Source organism: Pseudoalteromonas sp. 2CM28B (assembly GCF_023161935.1).
Genome location: NZ_JALNTH010000060.1, coordinates 15,235 through 34,664 on the forward strand (window position 1 = coordinate 15,235; position 19,430 = coordinate 34,664).

20 protein-coding genes and 1 tRNA gene are annotated in these 19,430 nt (G+C 41.4%); 13 read left to right on the plus strand and 8 right to left on the minus strand.

Going from position 1 to position 19,430, the window contains the following annotated elements; translation table 11 throughout:
* The first annotated feature begins 5 nt into the window (after positions 1–5).
* On the plus strand, positions 6–1,532 hold the full coding sequence (gene thiE, locus MTN96_RS34945; protein ID WP_024031498.1) for a thiamine phosphate synthase: 1,527 nt from the start codon (positions 6–8) through the stop codon (positions 1,530–1,532).
* The gene (locus MTN96_RS34950; RefSeq protein WP_248534572.1) at positions 1,525–2,274 is read left to right on the plus strand and encodes a HesA/MoeB/ThiF family protein; all 750 of its coding nucleotides are present in this window, start codon (positions 1,525–1,527) and stop codon (positions 2,272–2,274) included. The genes thiE and MTN96_RS34950 overlap by 8 nt, the downstream gene beginning before the upstream one ends.
* Positions 2,275–2,530: 256 nt before the next feature.
* On the opposite strand, the gene MTN96_RS34955 is transcribed toward MTN96_RS34950, so the two are convergent.
* Complete coding sequence (locus tag MTN96_RS34955) at positions 2,531–3,457, minus strand: manganese-dependent inorganic pyrophosphatase (RefSeq protein WP_054983913.1); 927 nt, start codon at positions 3,455–3,457, stop codon at positions 2,531–2,533.
* A 118-nt stretch (positions 3,458–3,575) separates the two neighbouring features.
* Between MTN96_RS34955 and MTN96_RS34960 the strand changes: the two genes are divergently transcribed.
* Both MTN96_RS34960 and mutM read left to right on the plus strand, forming a co-directional pair.
* Complete coding sequence (locus tag MTN96_RS34960) at positions 3,576–4,091, plus strand: hypothetical protein (RefSeq protein WP_248534574.1); 516 nt, start codon at positions 3,576–3,578, stop codon at positions 4,089–4,091.
* Positions 4,091–4,900: a bifunctional DNA-formamidopyrimidine glycosylase/DNA-(apurinic or apyrimidinic site) lyase gene (gene mutM, locus MTN96_RS34965; RefSeq protein WP_248534576.1), complete on the plus strand. Its 810-nt coding sequence runs from the start codon at positions 4,091–4,093 to the stop codon at positions 4,898–4,900. The genes MTN96_RS34960 and mutM overlap by 1 nt, the downstream gene beginning before the upstream one ends.
* A gap of 5 nt (positions 4,901–4,905) precedes the next feature.
* Here the strand turns inward: mutM and MTN96_RS34970 are convergent, their stop codons facing one another.
* From MTN96_RS34970 to MTN96_RS34985, 4 genes are read right to left on the minus strand one after another with little or no spacing between them, the layout of a single operon-like run.
* Entirely contained in the window at positions 4,906–5,406 is a 501-nt protein-coding gene (locus MTN96_RS34970) for a DUF3299 domain-containing protein (protein ID WP_004589066.1), read from the minus strand.
* A gap of 13 nt (positions 5,407–5,419) precedes the next feature.
* On the minus strand, positions 5,420–6,706 hold the full coding sequence (locus tag MTN96_RS34975; RefSeq protein ID WP_248534578.1) for an ABC transporter permease: 1,287 nt from the start codon (positions 6,704–6,706) through the stop codon (positions 5,420–5,422).
* Positions 6,703–7,401 (minus strand): ABC transporter ATP-binding protein, encoded by a 699-nt coding sequence (locus MTN96_RS34980; RefSeq protein WP_248534580.1) that lies wholly within the window; start codon positions 7,399–7,401, stop codon positions 6,703–6,705. Before MTN96_RS34980 ends, MTN96_RS34975 begins: the two co-directional genes overlap by 4 nt.
* Positions 7,402–7,412: 11 nt before the next feature.
* Positions 7,413–8,483 carry a CDP-glycerol glycerophosphotransferase family protein gene (locus MTN96_RS34985; RefSeq protein ID WP_198401360.1) on the minus strand — a complete coding sequence of 357 codons (1,071 nt, stop codon included), beginning with the start codon at positions 8,481–8,483 and terminating at the stop codon, positions 7,413–7,415.
* A gap of 377 nt (positions 8,484–8,860) precedes the next feature.
* Here MTN96_RS34985 and MTN96_RS34990 point away from each other — a divergent pair, with 377 nt between their 5' ends.
* From MTN96_RS34990 to MTN96_RS35015, 6 genes are all read left to right on the plus strand, one after another.
* Entirely contained in the window at positions 8,861–9,964 is a 1,104-nt protein-coding gene (locus tag MTN96_RS34990; RefSeq protein WP_004589070.1) for a phosphoribosylaminoimidazolesuccinocarboxamide synthase, read from the plus strand.
* 121 nt (positions 9,965–10,085) lie between these two features.
* Positions 10,086–10,745, plus strand: a complete 660-nt coding sequence (locus MTN96_RS34995) for a methylamine utilization protein (protein ID WP_248534582.1) — start codon at positions 10,086–10,088, stop codon at positions 10,743–10,745.
* Positions 10,738–13,053, plus strand: a complete 2,316-nt coding sequence (locus MTN96_RS35000) for an EAL domain-containing protein (RefSeq protein WP_248534584.1) — start codon at positions 10,738–10,740, stop codon at positions 13,051–13,053. Before MTN96_RS34995 ends, MTN96_RS35000 begins: the two co-directional genes overlap by 8 nt.
* Positions 13,040–13,873, plus strand: a complete 834-nt coding sequence (locus tag MTN96_RS35005; RefSeq protein ID WP_004589073.1) for a DUF3034 family protein — start codon at positions 13,040–13,042, stop codon at positions 13,871–13,873. Before MTN96_RS35000 ends, MTN96_RS35005 begins: the two co-directional genes overlap by 14 nt.
* Positions 13,873–14,292 carry a group 1 truncated hemoglobin gene (locus MTN96_RS35010; protein ID WP_029773274.1) on the plus strand — a complete coding sequence of 140 codons (420 nt, stop codon included), beginning with the start codon at positions 13,873–13,875 and terminating at the stop codon, positions 14,290–14,292. Before MTN96_RS35005 ends, MTN96_RS35010 begins: the two co-directional genes overlap by 1 nt.
* Positions 14,293–14,468: 176 nt before the next feature.
* Entirely contained in the window at positions 14,469–15,572 is a 1,104-nt protein-coding gene (locus tag MTN96_RS35015; protein ID WP_248451337.1) for a capsular biosynthesis protein, read from the plus strand.
* Between the two features lie 29 nt (positions 15,573–15,601).
* On the opposite strand, the gene MTN96_RS35020 is transcribed toward MTN96_RS35015, so the two are convergent.
* Positions 15,602–15,952 carry a DUF5522 domain-containing protein gene (locus MTN96_RS35020; RefSeq protein WP_029773276.1) on the minus strand — a complete coding sequence of 117 codons (351 nt, stop codon included), beginning with the start codon at positions 15,950–15,952 and terminating at the stop codon, positions 15,602–15,604.
* A gap of 43 nt (positions 15,953–15,995) precedes the next feature.
* Between MTN96_RS35020 and MTN96_RS35025 the strand changes: the two genes are divergently transcribed.
* Positions 15,996–16,322: a hypothetical protein gene (locus tag MTN96_RS35025; RefSeq protein ID WP_248451336.1), complete on the plus strand. Its 327-nt coding sequence runs from the start codon at positions 15,996–15,998 to the stop codon at positions 16,320–16,322.
* Positions 16,323–16,474: 152 nt separating this feature from the next.
* On the opposite strand, the gene asd is transcribed toward MTN96_RS35025, so the two are convergent.
* Together asd and rsgA are read right to left on the minus strand one after the other, a co-directional pair.
* Positions 16,475–17,353 carry an archaetidylserine decarboxylase gene (gene asd / locus MTN96_RS35030; RefSeq protein WP_004589055.1) on the minus strand — a complete coding sequence of 293 codons (879 nt, stop codon included), beginning with the start codon at positions 17,351–17,353 and terminating at the stop codon, positions 16,475–16,477.
* Between the two features lie 15 nt (positions 17,354–17,368).
* Positions 17,369–18,427 carry a small ribosomal subunit biogenesis GTPase RsgA gene (rsgA, locus tag MTN96_RS35035; protein ID WP_004589056.1) on the minus strand — a complete coding sequence of 353 codons (1,059 nt, stop codon included), beginning with the start codon at positions 18,425–18,427 and terminating at the stop codon, positions 17,369–17,371.
* Between the two features lie 125 nt (positions 18,428–18,552).
* On the opposite strand from rsgA, the gene orn reads away from it, so the two are divergent.
* Positions 18,553–19,098 carry an oligoribonuclease gene (gene orn / locus MTN96_RS35040; RefSeq protein ID WP_248534587.1) on the plus strand — a complete coding sequence of 182 codons (546 nt, stop codon included), beginning with the start codon at positions 18,553–18,555 and terminating at the stop codon, positions 19,096–19,098.
* 259 nt (positions 19,099–19,357) lie between these two features.
* Positions 19,358–19,430 (plus strand) — tRNA-Gly (locus tag MTN96_RS35045).

A 19,430-nucleotide genomic window follows, 5' to 3' on the forward strand; every position in this document is an offset into this window, starting at 1 on the left:
AGAGTATGAATAATTTAGTGTGGACAATTGCAGGCTCAGACTCAGGTGGTGGCGCAGGAATTCAAGCCGATATAAAAGCAATGCAAAGTTTTGGCGTGCATGGTTGTACTGCAATTACCGCGCTTACGGCGCAAAATAGCTTAGGTGTAGAGGCCATTAACGCGGTATCTACCGATATTATTGAATCGCAATTACTCGCACTCGAAAGCGATATGAAAGCCAAAGTAATTAAAATTGGCATGCTGGCTAATGTGCAGCAAATTCAATTAATAAGCGAGCATATAGCGCATTATAAGGCAAAATGGCCTGTACCGCCTGTGATTGTTTACGACCCCGTTGCAATTGCTTCAAGTGGTGATGTATTAACAGAGGAAGATACCGTAAGTGCCATTAAAGAATGCTTAATGCCGCTGGTGGATGTAATAACGCCTAACACGCACGAAACGCAATTATTAACAGGCGTATATTTAATTGGCCCAAGCGCCGTGAAAGACGCTGCTAAAAAGCTATTAAGCTGGGGCGCAAAAGCGGTTGTTATTAAAGGCGGGCACTGGGATTACCCAACAGGTTATTGTATAGATTACTGCACACAAAACGGCGAAGAGTATTGGCTTGGTAATAAAAAAATTCAAAGCCCTCATAGTCATGGTACAGGTTGTAGCATGGCCTCGGTTATTGCCGCGTGTTTAGCAAAAGACTACCCCCTAAAAGATGCTTTTATTTTAGCTAAAGCTTATATAAATCAGGGCTTAAAGCAGTCGGTTAGATACGGAGAAGGAATAGGCCCTGTTGCACATACTGCTTTTCCTACACAGTTAGATGACTACCCGCAAGTAATTGAGCCTGGTAGCTGGCTTGGTGATGAGCTTGATTTTGATGTGCCGCTGGAATTTAATATGGCGGCTGATTTTGCACCTTGTGAGAGCAAAAAGCTGGGCTTGTATGCTGTGGTCGATAGCCTAGATTGGCTAGATAAATGTTTGCAGCAAGGTATTACTACGGCGCAGCTTCGCGTTAAAAATAAAACCGACCTTGAGCTTGATGAGTTAATTAAGCAGGCCGTAGAGCTGGGTAAAAAGTACCACGCTCACGTATTTATAAACGACTACTGGCAGTTGGCAATAAAGCACGGTGCCTACGGCGTACACTTAGGCCAAGAAGATTTAGAAACCGCTAATTTAGCCGCGATTAAAGAAGCAGGTTTAAGGCTTGGGCTTTCTACCCATGGTTTTTACGAAATGTTACGTGCCCACAACTATCGACCAAGTTATATGGCATTTGGTGCTATTTACCCAACCACGACCAAAGATATGAGCGGCCAGATACAAGGTCTCGATAAACTTAAAAAGTGTGTGCCATTAATGCAAAGCTACCCAACAGTTGCCATTGGCGGCATAGATTTAACCCGCGCAAGCGAGGTTGCAAATACAGGAGTAGGCAGTGTTGCGGTTGTACGAGCGATTAGTGAAGCGGATGATTATATTGCAGCAATTAGTGCGCTAAAAAGTGCTATAAACCAGCCTAATGAATAAGCTTAGTGATAAAGAAACCCTGCGTTATAGTCGCCACTTATTATTAAAAGAAGTGGGCCTAGAAGGGCAGTTAGCACTTAAGGCAGCCACAGTAGCAGTAGTGGGAGCTGGCGGGCTAGGTAGCCCTGCACTTTTGTATTTAGCTGCGGCGGGTATTGGTACACTTATTTTAATAGATGATGATGCGGTTGAGCTTTCTAACTTGCAGCGCCAAGTGCTTTATAAAGTTAATCACTTAGGGCAAAACAAGGTCACCGCTGCTGGCAAAGTATTAACAAGCCTTAATAATCAAATAGAAATAGTGACGCATTGTAAAAAGCTCGATGATAACAACGCAGAGGAGCTTTTAAAAAATGCCGACATAGTACTTGATTGCTCTGATAGTTTTGCCACACGTTACAGTGTTAACCGTTATTGCTTTACTCATAAGTTGCCTTTAATTGCAGGTGCCGCGATTGCAAGTAGTGGGCAACTTATGGGCTTTGATTTTAGGCAAAACAATAGCCCATGTTATGGCTGTGTTTTTGCAAAAAGTGACGCCGCTCCCACTGTAAATTGTAGTAATGCAGGTGTAATAAGCCCACTGTTAGGAATTATAGGCTCTATGCAGGCACAGCTTACGCTTAATATGCTGCTAGGGCATGTTGGAGGTAGTGTGTTTATCAGCTTTGATGCGCTGAGCTTAAAGCAACAGCATTTTAAAATGATTAAAGATATAAACTGTAAAGAGTGCAGTGAATAAAGTATGCGGTAATTTGCGGGGCTAAACTCGGGGTTAAGCCATGAGAAGCTGCGCTTCTAACGTAAGTAAGCTCTATGTCTACAGCTAAAATTAGCATCGTGGTTAAATTCATTTATAGGCGCCTCGCTTGCTGGCGCGTTGATATAAAATCTATTTACGCTTTTTCTTTTTTACGTGAGCAAGCTTCACGCCTACCAATAAAAAAGCACCGCGTTTATGGTAAACGCGGTGCTTAATATTTATTTTTACTTACAGCTTACAGCTTGGCAAACACGTCTTGTAGTGGTGGCACTACTTGCTTTTTACGGCTTAATACGCCATCTAGCCATACTTTATCTTCGCTCGGCTTTTCACCGTAAGCTTGCTCTACAAGGTTTGCATCATCTGAAGCGATCAGCATTTGTGAGCCTTCTTTCATGATGTCGGTAAGCAGTAAAAATACTGAGTGGCGGTTGCCTTCAATTTTTAGCTTAGCAATATCGGCTTCTAAGTCTGCTTTAATTTCGTCAAACACTGCAAGGTCAATAACCTCTAGCTGGCCAATGCCGACTAGGTTACCGTTCATGTTGAAGTCTTTAAAGTCACGCATTACTAAGTCACGCACAGGGGTGTCTTCAACAGCTGACTTAACACGGAACATGTCCATGCCTAGTTCTTTAAAGTCTTCAATGCCGGCAATTTCTGCTAGTGCTTCTACACATTTAATATCAGCCGTTGTACAGGTCGGCGATTTAAAAATAACGGTATCGCTTAAAATTGCACATAGCATGATGCCAGCAATATCTTTAGGGATTTCTACGTTGTAGAAGTCATACATCATTTTAATAATGGTGTTTGAACAGCCTACCGGACGGATCCAACACTCAAGCGGTGTAGATGACGTTAAATCGCCTAGTTTATGGTGATCGACTACGCCAACAACACGTGCTTGGTCGATATCATCTGGTGCTTGTGTTTTTTCTGTGTGGTCAACAATATATACATCTTCGCCAGCGTAGCTTAATTTAAGCTCAGGTGCTTCGAAGCCAAATTTATCTAGGATAAATTGAGTTTCTGGTGACACTTCACCAAGGCGTGTTGGAATTGCTGGCTCATCGATTTGGTTTTTTAAATAAGCAAGTGCAATTGCACCACAAATAGAATCTGAATCTGGGATTTTATGGCCCACTACATACATAGACATTGACGGAACTCCTTTAAATTTGCCGATATTCTACCAAAGTCTGTGGCCTTTAACATATAGACAGTGCAATTAAGTTTTAGTTACACTTTAAAATCTTGAATTTACTGGGTGTATAAATATGCGACTGGGCCGCAAAGGTTGGAACAACGTTATTATTTTTTCGATGTTGATTATGATCTTCTTTTTAAATGGCTGGCATAAGCAGTTTTTAGGGGGCGAAGACGAGCCTACATTACAACCGGTACTGCCATTGCAAAGTTTTGTGTTAACACTGAGCTTTGTTGATCAGAAAATTGAACGTATTGGTACAAGTTGGCGTACAACCGCATTAAAAGAAAATACGCCCGTGAGGTGGGACGCATCACAGCAGCAATTAGCTGAGCTAATTAACCATTGGCAAACGGCTGCGTTGATGCAGGTAAATGAGTCTGTTGTATTTAATCCAAACTCACCATTGTATGTGGCCACCTTTGAGTTGGCTGGTGAGCGCTTACCTTGGGTTTATTTACTGTACAAAGGTAACGGTAAGTATTATTTGTTGGAAAAAAATATCCAGCGCGTGATGGGACTTGATTTAGCGACTGCAAAGCAGTTATTTCCAAGTGTTGATTTTTCAAAAAGTGAGTTGCATTAATGCCTGAATTACCAGAGGTAGAAGTAAGTAGACTGGGGATCACCCCGCATGTAGAAAACCAGGTAGTGACGAAGGTAAATATTTATAATGCCAGCATGCGATGGCCTGTGCCCGATGATGTTTATCAGTTAGAAGGGTTGAGGGTAGAGCGAATTGAGCGCCGTGCAAAGTATTTATTGCTGCACTGCGAATTAGGGAGTGCTATTTTACATTTGGGTATGTCGGGTAATTTGCGCGTTGTTGATAGACGCGAGCCGCTTAAAAAGCATGATCATGTTGAGTTTGTTCTTAGTAATGACAAGGCGCTGCGATTACACGACCCTCGCCGGTTTGGTTGCTGTTTATGGCAAGCACCGGGGGATGTTCATAAGTTACTCTCAAAACTTGGCCCTGAGCCGCTTACGGATGATTTTTTTGCAAAGCGTGTATACGAGCAATCGCGAAATAAAAAAGTCCCCGTGAAGCAATTTATTATGGATAACGCGGTGGTAGTGGGCGTAGGTAATATTTATGCCAATGAGTCGTTATTTAAGGCGGGGATACACCCAAAACGCGAAGCAGGAAAAGTATCGTTAAAGCGATATCAAACCCTGATCCCTATTATTAAAGACACTCTAGCAGCGGCAATAACACAAGGCGGTACAACCCTTAAAGACTTTGCCCAAAGTGATGGCAAACCAGGTTATTTTGCACAACAGTTGTTAGTGTACGGACGAAAAGGAGAGGCGTGCGTAACGTGTAAAACGCCACTTGAAGAAATTAGACTAGGGCAGCGCAGTACGGTGTTTTGTAAGCACTGCCAAAAATAGCCGTGTTATAGCTCAAACGGCGCCACACCGACGGCTTTCATTTTATAGCCCACTTGGGCTATTTCACCAGACCAGGTTTCGGTACTGATAACGCCGGTAACAACAATCGCATCATACAGGCTCTCTATGGGGACGCCGCCTTTTACTGTTACATGAACGATTTGATTTGGCGGCGGGGGCGGTACGTGAATACACGCGCCAAAGTATGGCACAAGCAAAAACTCTGTAATGACTTCACTGTCGCCCTCAAGTGGGACAACAAACCCCGGTAAGCTCACTGATTGGCCATTTAATGCTTCAACCACAGGAGCATCTAGCTCTGGTTGCACCCAGTTTTGTTCACTGCCTTCGTGGTTAGCCTGTGCTTGGGTATCTATTTGTACATGCCCTTGTGGGATTAAGTCTTCCCAAAAAATTTCTTTCGGCGGGTTTGCACTACTGACAAAGCTAATAAGTAGGCAGCTTACTAGCGTGCAGTAATAAAGCGCGGATTTAAAAAGTATCATGAAATTCCTAAAGTTAAGTTTTTATACTCATACCATCGCTAAGCGAATAAAAGTAAGCGCGGGTAGCTGGTATTAAGCCAATTATAAACCCAGCGGCCATAATAACGCCTATTAAAGTGAGTTCATAGTAAGAGAGCATGGCAATATTAACGCTTATGCCTGCATGGCTTTGCAAATAGCTGCTACTGATAAGCATAACGCCATAATACAAACCACAGCCAACTAGGCAACCTAATAACGTTGTAAATAATGACTCCATGCTTATTAGTGTAAATAGCTGCCATGGCCGTGCGCCGACTGAGCGCAATATAGCAAGCTCTCTTCGGCGTTGATTTAAATTGGCCAGTAGCGTGGTCAACATACCCAATAAACTGACTAATATAACAACGCCTGAAAACAGTAAGAGTACTTTTTCGACAATGGCGAGCATTTGCCACAGCTCTTTTAGGGTCACTGTGGGCATAATGGCCAGAAGTGGCTCTTTTTTGTATTGGTTGATATTACGCCTAATTTGCAATGTGTATAAAGGCGAGTCGAATCCCATTAAAAACGCAGTAATTTGACTTGGCTCACCGATTAGGTTGTTATGCTCATCGTGCTCATCGTGCTCATCGTGCTCATCGCGCTCATCGCGCTCATCGTGCTCATTATTCGCAGAGTGTGAACCACCATGTATTAAATCAATAGCTGCTAGAGGTATGTGTAAGGTTTTATCTACTGGCGTGCCAGTGGCGTTTAAAATACCGATAACAGTAAACGGGTTGTCTTTATGATGATGAAAGCTCGTATTACCCATCCCGTGTGAGATTACTACGTTATCACCTAGCGTATACCCTAAACGCCTCGCTACATCGCTGCCAAGTACCACCTGGTTTAAATGCTCAAACGCGTGGCCTTGTTGAAAACTTAACGTTTGTTTTTTACCAAAGCGATAGTGGGTAAAGTAATCGCGGCTTGTACCTAGTACAGCTTGGCCTTTGTGGCTGTCGCCTAAACTAATAGGAATGCTCCATTTAACACCACGCTGAGCTGCGATGTACTGATAACTTTGCCAGCTCACCCCATTATTTGCGTAACCTATTCTAAATACAGAGGAAAGCAGTAATTGAATATCGCCGGTGCGGGCGCCTACAATTAGGTCTGTCCCAGAGATGGTATTACTAAAGCTGGTTTTAGCATCCACGCGAATTCGCTCAATACTTAGTAAAAGCATCACGCTAATGGCAATGGTAAACAATGTGAGCAGTACACTTGCTCGGCGATTTAGCAAACTTTTATAAGCTAACTTAGTCAGGATCATAACTGCTCCTGTAAGCTAACTAGGCTAATTGCACGATTAAATAGCGGTTTTAATGTTTCGTCATGGCTTACAAAAACTAACGTACTGTTGGCGCGCTTAGCCTGTTCGAATAACAGCTTTATAAAGCTTTCTCTATTTGCGGTATCGAGTGCCGAGGTGGGCTCATCAGCAATTATAAGCTCTGGGCTGCCAATAAATGCGCGAGCGGCGGCAACCCGCTGTTGCTGACCAATGCTGAGCGAGGCAACATCTTTACTATGATAAGGCTCACTTAAGCCTAATGCTGTTAATAAGCGTATCGCTTCTTTTTGTAAGCTTGGCTTGGGCTCTGTTGTTTGCTGTAAGGCTTTTTGTTTTCTGCTTTTTGAAAATTCACAACCAAGCGTGACATTCTCAATGGGTGTTAAATACGGTAATAAATTAAAGTTTTGAAAAATATAGCCAATATTCTCCGCTCTAAATACATCTCTTTGCGTATTGCTAAGTGTATTTAAATCACGATTTAAAATACGTATGTTGCCACTACTTGGTGTGTTTATACCTGCCAGTAGCGCAAGCAGGGTTGATTTACCGGCGCCGCTGGGACCATGTAAAAAAATATGCTCGCCTTTATCAATTCTAAGGGTTGGGATATTTAGCGTAGGCTTGGCATCATTTTTATGCCATTTAAAGGTTACATTATCAAGCTCAATCATACAGTGTGGTGTTACCAACCCCAATAATTTAACATTTTTCTCATTTTAAATTGCCTAATAAGGTTTAGAGGTTTAGGTTTCAAATTATTATCGCTATGCAAAAATTCATTTGTCGCATTAAGTACACGCAGGCTAGATTGCCCATCGGTATAAGGATGAAGCTCTTTAGAGTAGTTGCTAATTGCTGCCATTAGCTCCTGTGGGTATGTAAGGGCGTAATCAATATTTTTTTCTACTTCTGAAGCTTGCGTAACATCTAATAAATGCGGGAAAGGCTGCCTCGTTCTATACGTTACTACCGGTTTATTTTGTAATAAGAACATTTGCAAGACAGAAGAAGTGTCGCACAGCATAACATCTGCAGCTTTAAGTAAAGGCAGTACATTGTCGGTTTCTACAAAAGTTAAGTTTTCATTACTTAAGGCTTTGTATTTATCTACCCACTCCTGTGGCATTTTAGGATGAAATTGCACCAATATTCGCCATTTCCCTTGCTTACTAAAGTGCTTAATTTGCTCATAAAGCCTAGGTGCAAGTGTGAGCCTGTGTGAAAAGGTGGAACAAATAAGTAATGTCGGGCGTGCATCATTGCTTGCATATGGGTTGTCAGCTTGTGCTGTAAATAAGGGATCTAGAGTTGGCCAGCCAGTTTCAGCTACTTTGAAGTGACCATGCTTTATGGCTGATTTTGCAAACCGCCTGGTGGTATTTGGACCTTGCGTACAATACAGGTCAAAGCATCCTCTGATTGCAAAATGCCCTTTTTCACCATTTGTATCTCTTTTATGAGCATCAAAACCATGAAATACAGCTACTTTTATCCCTGGGATGAATGTAGGTATTAGGTTAGCTGGGGCGAAAGTTGCGTCGGGTTTCCAAGTATGTACATCTTTTATAGAGTGAAGTTGCTGCTCATCATCATCTAAAAAGTCGGGGTTTACTTCATTACCCGCTAAAAACCACCGAACTTCTCCACCATGAGCTAAAATTTGCGCCTGAAGCGGCCTTAAAATAGCGTATGAATAATTTTGCGAAATATACATTAGGTATTTTTTATTTGCGGTCGCAGTTAGGTAGTCCAAGCGTTACTCCTCTAGTTAGCACGCTAAGTTTACCGCATTATTACAGGCATATAAATATTGCGTGGTTATTTAACCTGAGCTCTGGGTAATAAACCTATCTCTAGCAGCTATTTTCAGCGCTAACTGCGTTGAGTTTACTTGCAATAGGCCAGCTATTGACGCGTAAATTCGCCTTACTTTCATTGAAAATCTCTGGCTAGAGAAAATAAATTTAAATTTCAGCATATTACAACACGCCCTAGGAAGTCTCTTAACCAGAGTTCAGGTTATTTAGTTTTCAGTGCTGATTGAGCTTTAGGGTAGGCTGATTTATTATATAGCGCTTATAACCCCATACCATACTTTGCTCTATGAGCATCCCTAACCCCGGAGATAGCATGACTAGCTATAAAGTTTTAGACGTAAACGATGACTTACCCATTCGCACTAAAGGTGCCGTACACAGCGGTAAAGTTCGTTCGGTTTATTGGCTAACAGATGAAGACAGCGCACGCCTCATTAAAGAAAAAAACTATAAAGTTCCGCAAGGAACTGAGCTGGCAATTATGGTTATTTCAGACCGTATTTCTGCTTTTGATTGTATTTGGCAAGGCGAAAATGGCTTAAACGGCGTGCCGGGAAAAGGTATTGCGCTTAACTCTGTTGCATCTCATTGGTTTAAGTTATTTGATAAAGCTGGCCTTGCGGGTAACCACATTGTTGATATTCCTCATCCTTATGTATGGATTGTGCGCAAAGCAAGCACCGTAAAAGTAGAAGCAATTGCGCGCCAATATATAACCGGCAGCATGTGGCGTGATTACAGTAAAGGGGTTCGCAACTTTTGTGGCATAGACTTACCTGAGGGCTTAAGAGCAAACCAAAAGCTTGAAAACGTACTAATAACCCCTTCTACAAAAGGTATTATCGAAGGCGTGGCTGATATTCCACCTGTTGATGATGTGAATATTACGCGCGCTAATATCACTGATAATTTAGACGTATTTAATTTTAAATCGGCAGAGGATGTGACTAAATACGAAAAGCTATTGGTTGAGGGCTTTAAGCTAATTAGTGAAGAGCTGGCAAAGCTTGATCAAATATTTGTAGATACAAAATTTGAGTTTGGTTATGTAGAGGATTTAGACGGAAACCAACAGCTTATTTATATTGATGAAGTAGGCACCCCAGATTCTTCGCGCATATGGGATGGCGCGGCTTACCGCGATGGTAAAATAATCGAAAACTCTAAAGAAGGGTTCCGCCAGTTATTAATTTCTACTGTGCCAGAAAGTGACGTGCTGTTAAATAAAGACCGCATGGATGAGCGAGAGCAGCTTGCTAAAGACTTTATTTTACCAGAATCGGTCATGCTTGAGGTGTCTAACACTTATGTAGGCATTGCCAGTAAAATCATTGGTAAAGAGATTGTAATTCCAGAAGATCCTCGCCAAGAAGTAATTAATATTTTAGATACTGATTACGACCTTATTGTAAAATAGTACAACTAAAGTATTAAAACAAACAAAGCCCAGTCTTTATTTTTAGTTACTGGGCTATATTCCTTGCAATTAGTGCTGGTCTCTAATTAACTTAACCTAAGATTAACTTTTAGGTATTGATATGTTTAGGCAAGTGCAGCAAGTTTTTAATAAAAGAGGTTATTTACTCGCCGCTACTTTATTTTTTAGCCAAGGCGTACTGGGTGAAAATATTGATTTAGTAATTCAAGACCAGCATGGTCAGCCACTAAAAGACGCAATCGTTGAGCTTTATAAGGCGACAAAGTCAGAGCGCACTACGTTACCCGTTGCGGTAATGGACCAAGTACATAAAGCGTTTTTGCCTGATTTACTGGTGGTGCAAAAAGGCCAGCAGGTTAACTTTCCTAACAGCGATAATATTCGCCATCATGTTTACTCTTTTTCTCAGGCTAAGCCCTTTCAGCTAAAACTCTATTCAGGCCAACCTAAAGAGCCTGTAATTTTTGATCAGCAAGGTGTTGTTGTACTAGGCTGTAATATTCATGACTCTATGGTTGGCTATATTTATGTAGCCAATAGTGAACACGTTTATAAAACGAATGATACGGGTAAGTTAACCTTAGACATAACGCCGTTACCGACTACGCTGAGTGTGTGGCATGCGCTACAAACTGCACCGTTGGAAAATAAAAAAATGATAACAATAAACAATAACAATGAGTTACTAATTAAGGTTAATACCTCCACCCCAGCACCGCGAAATACTTTTGGTAGTAAGTTTAAGGGCGGTAATGACTAACAGTTTAAAAAACCGCATTATTGTTTTATGTGTAGGCTTAGTGTTACTGACCACGATGGTGAGCATTGTTAGCTTTTGGTGGTCTACAAGTAAGTTTCAAGAAGAAAAAGTAAATCAAGATATTAGCGTAGCGCAAAATGTATATAAGCAATATTTGAGCGCAAAAGAAAGCCTACTGCTTACTGCTGCTAAAGTACTCACTGCCGACTTTGGCTTTAAGCAAGCGGTTGCCACTCGCGATGCAGGCACCATAAGTAGTGTGTTGTTTAATCACAGCCAGCGTATTGATGCAGAGCTTATGCTACTGATTGATTTATCAGGTAAATTAATTTCAGCCAATACTAATGCAGATTTGTACCCTCAAAATTTAAAGCCGCTACTGGATGAGTTATTAACTTCGCCAGAGCAATCGAGCTTTGTTGTTCTTAATAATCAGCTATATCAAGTTATTTTACTACCTGTAAGGGCGCCTAGAACCGTTGCATACAGCTTAGTGGGTTTCAAAATTGATGACGAAGTCGCCCTAGAACTTAAAAACCTAACAGGAATGGATGTCAGCTTTATTGCTGAGCAGGACAACCTCGTAAGAAGCTCGTTGCTTAATCGCCCAGAGTTTTTTTCACCTAAAAACTACTTTAACACCACCACAACAACGCGTTTGTTTGGTGATTATCCTGTATATAAAAACCAAGATATTATGTTGCCCTCCCTACAAGGGGATGCGGTAACAATTTTGCTCAGTGCTGATTTAACGCAAAGCTATAACGATTTTGAAAACTTATTGTTTACGCTAATTATTATGGCCATTTTAACGATGCTGGTGGGGGTTATTACCAGTAGTTTACTGGCAAATAACTTAACAACCCCACTCTCACAGCTTGCAGTTATTGCCAGGCAATTTGCACAAGGTAATTACGCATTTGAATTTAATGCATCTAAACAAAGTACCGAAATAGCAACCCTTGCTAACGCCTTTGATAACATGGGTAACGATATTAACGAGCGTGAACAAAAAATTAGTTTTCAGGCACGCCATGATTCGCTTACAGGCTTTTATAATCGCTCGGCTATGCTTGAAGTACTCGATGATGAGCTGACTCCCTCTACACAATACACCCTGGTTGCTATTGATATAAAAGGTTTACGGCATATAAACGATAAGCTAGGCCCACGCGTAGGCGATGAATGTTTAAAAGCGGTTGCCAATCGAATTAGTGGCTTTTCGGACGAACTTGGCGGCTTTCATGCGCGTATTGGTGGCGATGAGTTTTTAACTGTGTTTCCAAGTGCCGCTGCCAGAGAGAAAAAAAGCGGTATAGTTGGTTTAATGGCACAGCTATTAGCGTGTTATACCATTAAAACGTTAAAAATTAACTTACGCTTTAGCGCTGGGGTTGTCGAGTATCCTATGCAAGGTCTTGCCAGCGATGATTTAATGCGACGCGTACTTATTGCCGTAGACAATGCAACAGATAGCCAAGACAGTATTCATTATTACCAAAATGGTGAAGACGAAGCGCATTTAGATCGTCTTAAAATGTTAGATGAGCTTAAACAAGCCATTAGCGATGATGATGGGCAATTATTTATGACCTATCAGCCTAAACTGCATTTACACACACAAAAAATAAATAAAGTCGAATCACTGATCCGCTGGCAACGTAAAGATGGCAGCTGGGTAAACCCAGAACTGTTTATTGATTTAGCCGAGCAATCGGGACTTATTGTTGAACTTACATCATGGGTTGTTAACACTGTGGTTTCTCAGGTGGCTGATTGGCAGGCTAAAGGGATTGAAATGCAGGCAGCAATTAATGTATCAGCACAAGATATTGCCTCACCGAGTTTTCATTCAGCGTTAGTGCGTACTCTAAAAAAATACAATGTTGATCCAACCCTCATTACTGTTGAATTAACTGAGCGCGACATGATTGAAAATGAAGAAAAAGGCATAAAAGCATTACAAAACTTAAAAGCCATCGGTGTAAAAATTTCATTGGATGATTATGGCGTAGGGCAAACATCACTGGGGAGATTAAAAATGCTGCCTATTGATGAGCTAAAGTTAGATAAGTGCTTTATTTTAAAGTTAGATGAGTCGCGCAAGGATCAATACATAGTGCAGTCGTCAATTACCTTAGGGCATCAACTAGGCTTTAGCGTTGTTGCAGAGGGCGTTGAAAACAGGGGTTCGTTAGACTTACTTAAACTTATGCATTGTGACCATGCTCAGGGTTATTACCTAAGTAGGCCTTTAAAAGCAGAACTATTAGAACAGTGGCTAAAGGAATATTATGAAAAAAGTTAAGTGTTTATTACTTGGGTTATTACTTAGCTCGAGTTTTTCTGGTTTAGCAAGCGATGGTAAATTATTAGCGACCCCCGGGGTTTCGCAAATAGAAGGCAGCGGGGGCGGCGGTATTGTGCCTTGGGCACAACTTGCAGGTTACGCCAGCGAAGACGAGTTCTCTGTGAATGGCTTTTGTAGCCGTGCAGATGTAACAGACTACACTTTAGATGTATGTGGAGCGCAAGTTAACCTATTTAATCGTGTAGAACTTAGCTACGCTCAACAACGTTTTGACGTGCCTGCACTTGATACCGAAATAGAGCAATCTATCACGGGCGCTAAAATTCGTTTATACGGCGACATAGTTTACAGTGACTGGCCGCAATTGAGTGTGGGTATACAGCATAAATCCCTTGATGATGGCGCTGTTGCGACCCTCGTAGGAGCAAAAGATACTAGTGGCACTGATTACTACCTAGCAGCTAGTAAACTCCACTTAGGCGCTGTAGGTGGGCTTAACTGGTTTTGGAACGTCACAACTCGCTACAGTGAGGCTAATCAACTCGGTTTGCTTGGTTATGGTGGAGCAAATGATGATGCAAAAATTTTATTTGAAGGCAGCACCGCTGTGTTTTTGAGCCGAAGTGTTGCCGTAGGTATAGAGTATAGGCAAAAGTCTAATAACCTTAATTTGGGTGAACAAGACTGGAAAGACTTATTTGTTGCTTGGATGCCAAACAAGCACGTGAGTGTCACCGCTGCATACTTAGATTTAGGTAGCATTGCAGGTGCGAGCGATCAAACAGGGTGGTACTTATCGGTAACAGGGTACTGGTAATGAAAAACGTTGTCATTTTATGGTTGTGTTTAAGTGCCCTGGCAGGGTGCGCAAGCTCAACAAATTTATCGCTTTATCAACAGCTTGATGGCCGAGCGGGGCTTACGCGTATTGTAGACAGTTTTATTTACCAAATAGGTAATGATGAACAAGTACTGCATTATTTTGAACACAGCGACATAAGCCACTTTAGAGAAGGCTTTATTATGCATATGTGTATGCTAGTTGATGGCCCATGCAAGTATAAAGGTGACTCTATGGTAGATATTCATACTGGGATGCACATAACTGAGAAAGATTTTAACCATGTGGTGGACTTACTTGTAAATGCGATGGAAGAGCAAAATATTAGCCATAGCATACAAAATGAGATTCTATCTAGGATGGCACCGCTGCGTAGTAAAATAATAAGAATTTAGGCAACATCTGTAAATTATTTACTCGTAGCAGTGAACCTTACTTTTGTAATAGTGTCCACTTAGTATTATTTCCCGATAAACAATAATTGGCGCGCACAGCTTGTATGTCTTACCTATTTATATCCCGCAAAAATGTACATGCAAAGTACTATAAAAAAATAATCAAAAAGCTGAGTATGGATTGCCAACTGCATGTTATGGGGGCGCCAAAGCTTTCAGCTATACACTATTTAAGTAAAGCGTTTAAAGTTGATTTTAACGATGTTATTAATGCACAACTAAAACGTAAGCGCGCCCGTAATAACCTTTGGAACAATGCTTTAGTATCGGCGGTTTACAAAGTGGGGCTGCGCTTTTTTGAGCGTTTACGTTACGCAAAATATTTAGCTTTATTAACGGAAGTTAACCCTGATGTAATGGTGATATGGAATGGAAATAAACTGCCTAATACTACCGTTGCTATGGCTGCCAAGGCACTGGGTATTAAGCAATTTTATTATGAAAATGGTTTGCTTCCGGGTACCACCAGTTTAGACCCTCAAGGAATTAACTTTAATGCGTCGCTAAGTCGAGATCCTGATTTTTATTTAAATTTTAATGCAAATAATGCCTTAAACTTTGATGCACCGGCGCTTGTCCCACGAGAAAACCATAAAAAACGCTGTGATTTTGCAGCTGAAAATATACCTGAACGATACATATTTGTGCCTTTTCAAGTGCCTCACGATACGCAATTAGCGAGCTTTTCGCCATGGATTGACTCAATGGAAATGCTATACGATGAAGTTGTTAGCGCAGTGAAAGCGTTGAACGATCCTAGTTTAAAGGTCGTTTTTAAAGAGCACCCGTCGTGGCACAAGCATTACACCCATTTATACAATAAAGACCCAATTGCACTTTTTGCAAACGGCAATAAAACCTGTGAACTTATTGAATGCGCAGAAGCGGTGATCACTATCAACTCTACGGTCGGTTTAGAAGCACTGTTACTAAATAAGCGCGTAATTACTGTAGGGCAGGCTTGTTATAATATAGAAGGCTTAGTTAAGCATGCTGATACTCGTGAGGGCTTAGCTGCCCAAGTAACAGATGTAGCTCAAGGATGGCAGTTTAATCCGCAGCTACGTGATAAGTTTTTTTGCTATTTAAAGCATGTGTATAGTGTGCCGGGCGTTTGGAAACACGCCGAAGAAGAGCATATCAAAGCAATTGAGTTACGTTTTAAAGGGGCGGATAAATTTGCACAATACAGCAACAATGTGCCCAACGAACTTATTTAACCGCGTATTGTATATCAACATGTTGTGATTTAGCTGTAAGGACAATTTTTACAGCCATTTTTACAGCATGTACCTCGCTTTAAAAAAAACCATTTACTAAACACCATGTAGCCATTTTGCATGGTGTAGTCTAGCCCTTCGATTAAATTGTCATTACCTCTAAATTTTTTAGCAAACTCAATTTGTGCTTTGATTGGCTGAGTATAAATATGCGCTAAATAAGCGTTTATTTTATTAAGCGTACATTGCGGGCATAAACAGCTTGTTGCTGACTCTTCAAGCGGTAAAATAGCAGGTAATTGGTTACACCAACATGCGTTTATATCGTTTACATTACAACTAAGCGCAGTGTGGCATTGTGAGCAGTTTAATCTCGTCATTTTAAGTCTTATCAGCAGTAGAGCAGCAAGAATAACAAATATTATGAATATACAAAAAGCATTGGCCGAATTTATTACCTTTGGTGAGCAAAGAGATGATGCTATTAGCGTGATTATTTCTACCCCAGCAGAGGAAGGTGCTCCCGGTTATACACTCACAAAGCCGGTATTGATTGACGTGCTAACACGTTGTGTAAACCACGAAATAGAGATAGATGATTTAGAACTATGGGCAAATGTGGTTGAATCGCGAGATGATATAAATTGCGCCGAACACGAAGGGGTTATTTTTGCGCTCAGTAATAGTGAGCAAATGGGTAAACTTGATAAGCGTAAGCTGATTGTATTATTGAAGTTGCTACAGAGCTAAGCGTAATTTAGTAATGATTGTATTTAAACCGTTTTAAATTATCATCAGGTGCAGCGAAATCAAACTTAGCTTATAGATTAACATTGCTCTGAACTCAAAACCGTGAACTACGAGAACAGAGCAATGTGATAAAACGTCTTTATTCAGAGGGCTTACAGCTCTTCACTTTCTTTAATTGTTGCAAATGCGGTGTTTAAACGCGTTACTGTTTCAGGCAGTTGGTCGTCTAAAATGTCTGCTTTATCTGCACCCCATGCTAGTACCACTGTTGAGCCTAGTTTAAAGCGGCCCATTTCTTCACCTTTTTTAAGGGTAATGGCGTTTTCGCCTTTAGTTGGGTAGTTCCAGCTAAACACATCGCTACCGGCTGGTGGTGTTACGGTGCCAGCCCAAACGGTCTCTATGCTGGCAACAATGGTTGCGCCTACTAGTACCATAGCAAGTGGGCCAATTTCGGTTTCAAAAATAGCCACTACACGTTCGTTACGAGCAAATAAATTAGGGACATTGCGCGCTGTAAGCGGGTTTACCGAAAATAAGTCGCCCGGTACGTAAATCATTTTACTTAGTGTGCCGTCTATAGGCATATGAATACGGTGGTAGTCTTTTGGCGCTAAATAAATGGTAGCAAATTTTCCGCCTAAAAATGGTGTTGTATCATCTTCAGAGCCACCTAATAGTGCTTGTAGACTGTAGTCATGACCTTTTGCTTGTATTAGCTGCCCATCAACAATGTCGCCCAGTTGGCTAATAGCACCATCAACAGGGTGAGTAATTACGTTCTCGCCTTGCGCCATTGGGCGCACACCGTCTTTTAATGGGCGAGTAAAAAACTCATTAAACGTTTTGTAGTGCGCTGGGTCTTCATACAAAGCCTCGTTCATGTCTACTTTATATTGTTTAATAAATAGTTTAATAAGCGTTGTAGTTAAAGCACCGGCTTTTGCTGCTGCTAATTTACCTACTACGCGTGAAATAAAGTGCTTTGGCATTGCATACTGCATTGCAATTTTAAATTTGTCTAAACTCACAGATTGTTTCCTAAATTAAACGCGAGGTGCGCGTGCACCAGCACGGCCATCGGCCATTGTTTCTAAAATACGGTGGTAGCTGTCGAATCGCAATTGCGAAATATCGCCATCGGCTACCGCTTGTTGAATTATACAGCCAGGGTCGTTTAAATGCTTACAGTCTCTAAAACGACATCCGCCTATAAACTCTCTAAATTCTTTAAAGCACCAGGTTACCCGTTCAACATCTAAGTGCCATAAACCAAACTCACGTATTCCCGGTGAGTCAATTAGGTTACCACCACTTGGTAGGTGATGTAAGCGCGATACAGTGGTGGTATGTTGCCCTAAGCCACTGTTTTCTGATACTTCTTTAGTTAATATTTCGGCATCAGGAAGCACAGTGTTAACTAAGGTTGATTTACCTACGCCACTTTGACCAACAAAAATATTATTTTTATCAACCAGTACGTTTTTTAAATCATCTATGCCTTCGCCGGTTACACTACTTACAAGCAGTACCTGATAACCAAGGCCTCGATAAATATCGAGTACTTTTTGAATTTCATTTAGGCCTTCGTCGTCGATTAAATCGATTTTATTAAGTACTAAAATAGGTTCTATACCCATGTCTTCACAGGCAATTAAGTAACGGTCGATAATACTGGGCGTAAACTCTGGCAGTACCGCTGAGACCATTAAAATTTGGTCAATATTTGCAGCGATTACTTTTACGCCATCGTAAAAGTCGGGACGCGTAAGCTGTGAGCGGCGCTCTTGTGTTGCTTCAATAACGCCTGCTAAGTCGCCTTCACTTACTTTTGCGCGGCGAAATAGTACTTCATCACCACACACTAAGTTAGTAACGGTACGGCGAATATTACAGCGTAATACGTCACCTTCTTGTGTTTCTACATCGGCGTGTTGGCCAAAACGGCTGATCACGACAGCGTTTTCGGTTGCGCCCAGATTATCTGTTTGCCACTCTTGTGCGCCACCTTTTGCCAATTTTGTATCGGCATTATTTAAGCGCTTTTGATGATTAGCCTTGATCCTGCGAGATTGGCCTTTACTTAATTTTTTCTGTTTTGCCACTTTTGGCCTATAACCTTGGTTTAAATGTCGGCTTTGCGTATAAAAAAGCTTTAGCTCGACGGTTGATGCTAATATGATATATCGAAATGCGTTGGATCTAAAGAAAAGCACTGTTTAAGGTTACTATGACTATTAATGAATCTAATTTAATTTGGCTTGATCTGGAAATGACTGGACTTGAGCCGGCCACAGATAAAATACTCGAAATTGCAACAGTAGTAACTGATGCCGATTTAAATATACTCGCGGAAGGGCCTACTATAGCTATTCATCAAAGTGATGAGCTGTTAGATGGCATGGACGAATGGTGTACTACACAGCATGGGAAATCAGGTTTGACTGCCCGTTGTAAAGCCAGTACATATGATGAAGCTTATGCGGTTGAACAAACGCTTAATTTTTTAAAGCTGTGGGTTCCTGCGGGTAAATCACCGATGTGTGGTAACTCAATAGGTCAAGACAGACGCTTTATGAATAAGTATATGCGCGAGCTTGAAGACTTTTTTCATTATCGAAATTTAGATGTAAGCACAATTAAAGAGCTTGCCCGACGTTGGAAGCCTGAGGTACTAGAACAGGTAAATAAAAAAGGCTCTCATTTAGCTCTCGATGACATTAAAGATTCTATTATGGAATTAAAGGTGTATAGAGAAAAATTCTTTAATTTGTAAAAAACACTTGCAAACACATTAGATTATTGTAGAATCCTGCCCCGCTCAAGACGATAACCCTCGCGGGGTTGGTGTGTTTGAGTGGTTTAAATACCATCAGTAAGTTCGGCACTAGCTCAGTTGCCAGAACGTAGGACGCGACCTGTCGCGCACCAACGGACAAATTACTGACAATATTTAAAGCGGCACTAGTTCAGTTGCCAGAATGTAGGACGCGACCTGTCGCGCACCAACGGACAAATTACTGACTAACTTTAAAGCGGCACTAGCTCAGTTGGTAGAGCGCGACCTTGCCAAGGTCGAGGTCACGAGTTCGAGCCTCGTGTGCCGCT

Bases quoted from the DNA above. Each gene is read 5' to 3' on its own strand.
- thiE (WP_024031498.1), top strand. From the start codon at position 6: ATGAATAATTTAGTGTGGACAATTGCAGGCTCAGACTCAGGTGGTGGC.
- MTN96_RS34950 (WP_248534572.1), top strand. From the start codon at position 1,525: ATGAATAAGCTTAGTGATAAAGAAACCCTGCGTTATAGTCGCCACTTA.
- MTN96_RS34955 (WP_054983913.1), bottom strand. From the start codon at position 3,457: ATGTCTATGTATGTAGTGGGCCATAAAATCCCAGATTCAGATTCTATT.
- MTN96_RS34960 (WP_248534574.1), top strand. From the start codon at position 3,576: ATGCGACTGGGCCGCAAAGGTTGGAACAACGTTATTATTTTTTCGATG.
- mutM (WP_248534576.1), top strand. From the start codon at position 4,091: ATGCCTGAATTACCAGAGGTAGAAGTAAGTAGACTGGGGATCACCCCG.
- MTN96_RS34970 (WP_004589066.1), bottom strand. From the start codon at position 5,406: ATGATACTTTTTAAATCCGCGCTTTATTACTGCACGCTAGTAAGCTGC.
- MTN96_RS34975 (WP_248534578.1), bottom strand. From the start codon at position 6,706: ATGATCCTGACTAAGTTAGCTTATAAAAGTTTGCTAAATCGCCGAGCA.
- MTN96_RS34980 (WP_248534580.1), bottom strand. From the start codon at position 7,401: ATGATTGAGCTTGATAATGTAACCTTTAAATGGCATAAAAATGATGCC.
- MTN96_RS34990 (WP_004589070.1), top strand. From the start codon at position 8,861: ATGACTAGCTATAAAGTTTTAGACGTAAACGATGACTTACCCATTCGC.
- MTN96_RS34995 (WP_248534582.1), top strand. From the start codon at position 10,086: ATGTTTAGGCAAGTGCAGCAAGTTTTTAATAAAAGAGGTTATTTACTC.
- MTN96_RS35000 (WP_248534584.1), top strand. From the start codon at position 10,738: ATGACTAACAGTTTAAAAAACCGCATTATTGTTTTATGTGTAGGCTTA.
- MTN96_RS35005 (WP_004589073.1), top strand. From the start codon at position 13,040: ATGAAAAAAGTTAAGTGTTTATTACTTGGGTTATTACTTAGCTCGAGT.
- MTN96_RS35010 (WP_029773274.1), top strand. From the start codon at position 13,873: ATGAAAAACGTTGTCATTTTATGGTTGTGTTTAAGTGCCCTGGCAGGG.
- MTN96_RS35015 (WP_248451337.1), top strand. From the start codon at position 14,469: ATGGATTGCCAACTGCATGTTATGGGGGCGCCAAAGCTTTCAGCTATA.
- MTN96_RS35020 (WP_029773276.1), bottom strand. From the start codon at position 15,952: ATGACGAGATTAAACTGCTCACAATGCCACACTGCGCTTAGTTGTAAT.
- MTN96_RS35025 (WP_248451336.1), top strand. From the start codon at position 15,996: ATGAATATACAAAAAGCATTGGCCGAATTTATTACCTTTGGTGAGCAA.
- orn (WP_248534587.1), top strand. From the start codon at position 18,553: ATGACTATTAATGAATCTAATTTAATTTGGCTTGATCTGGAAATGACT.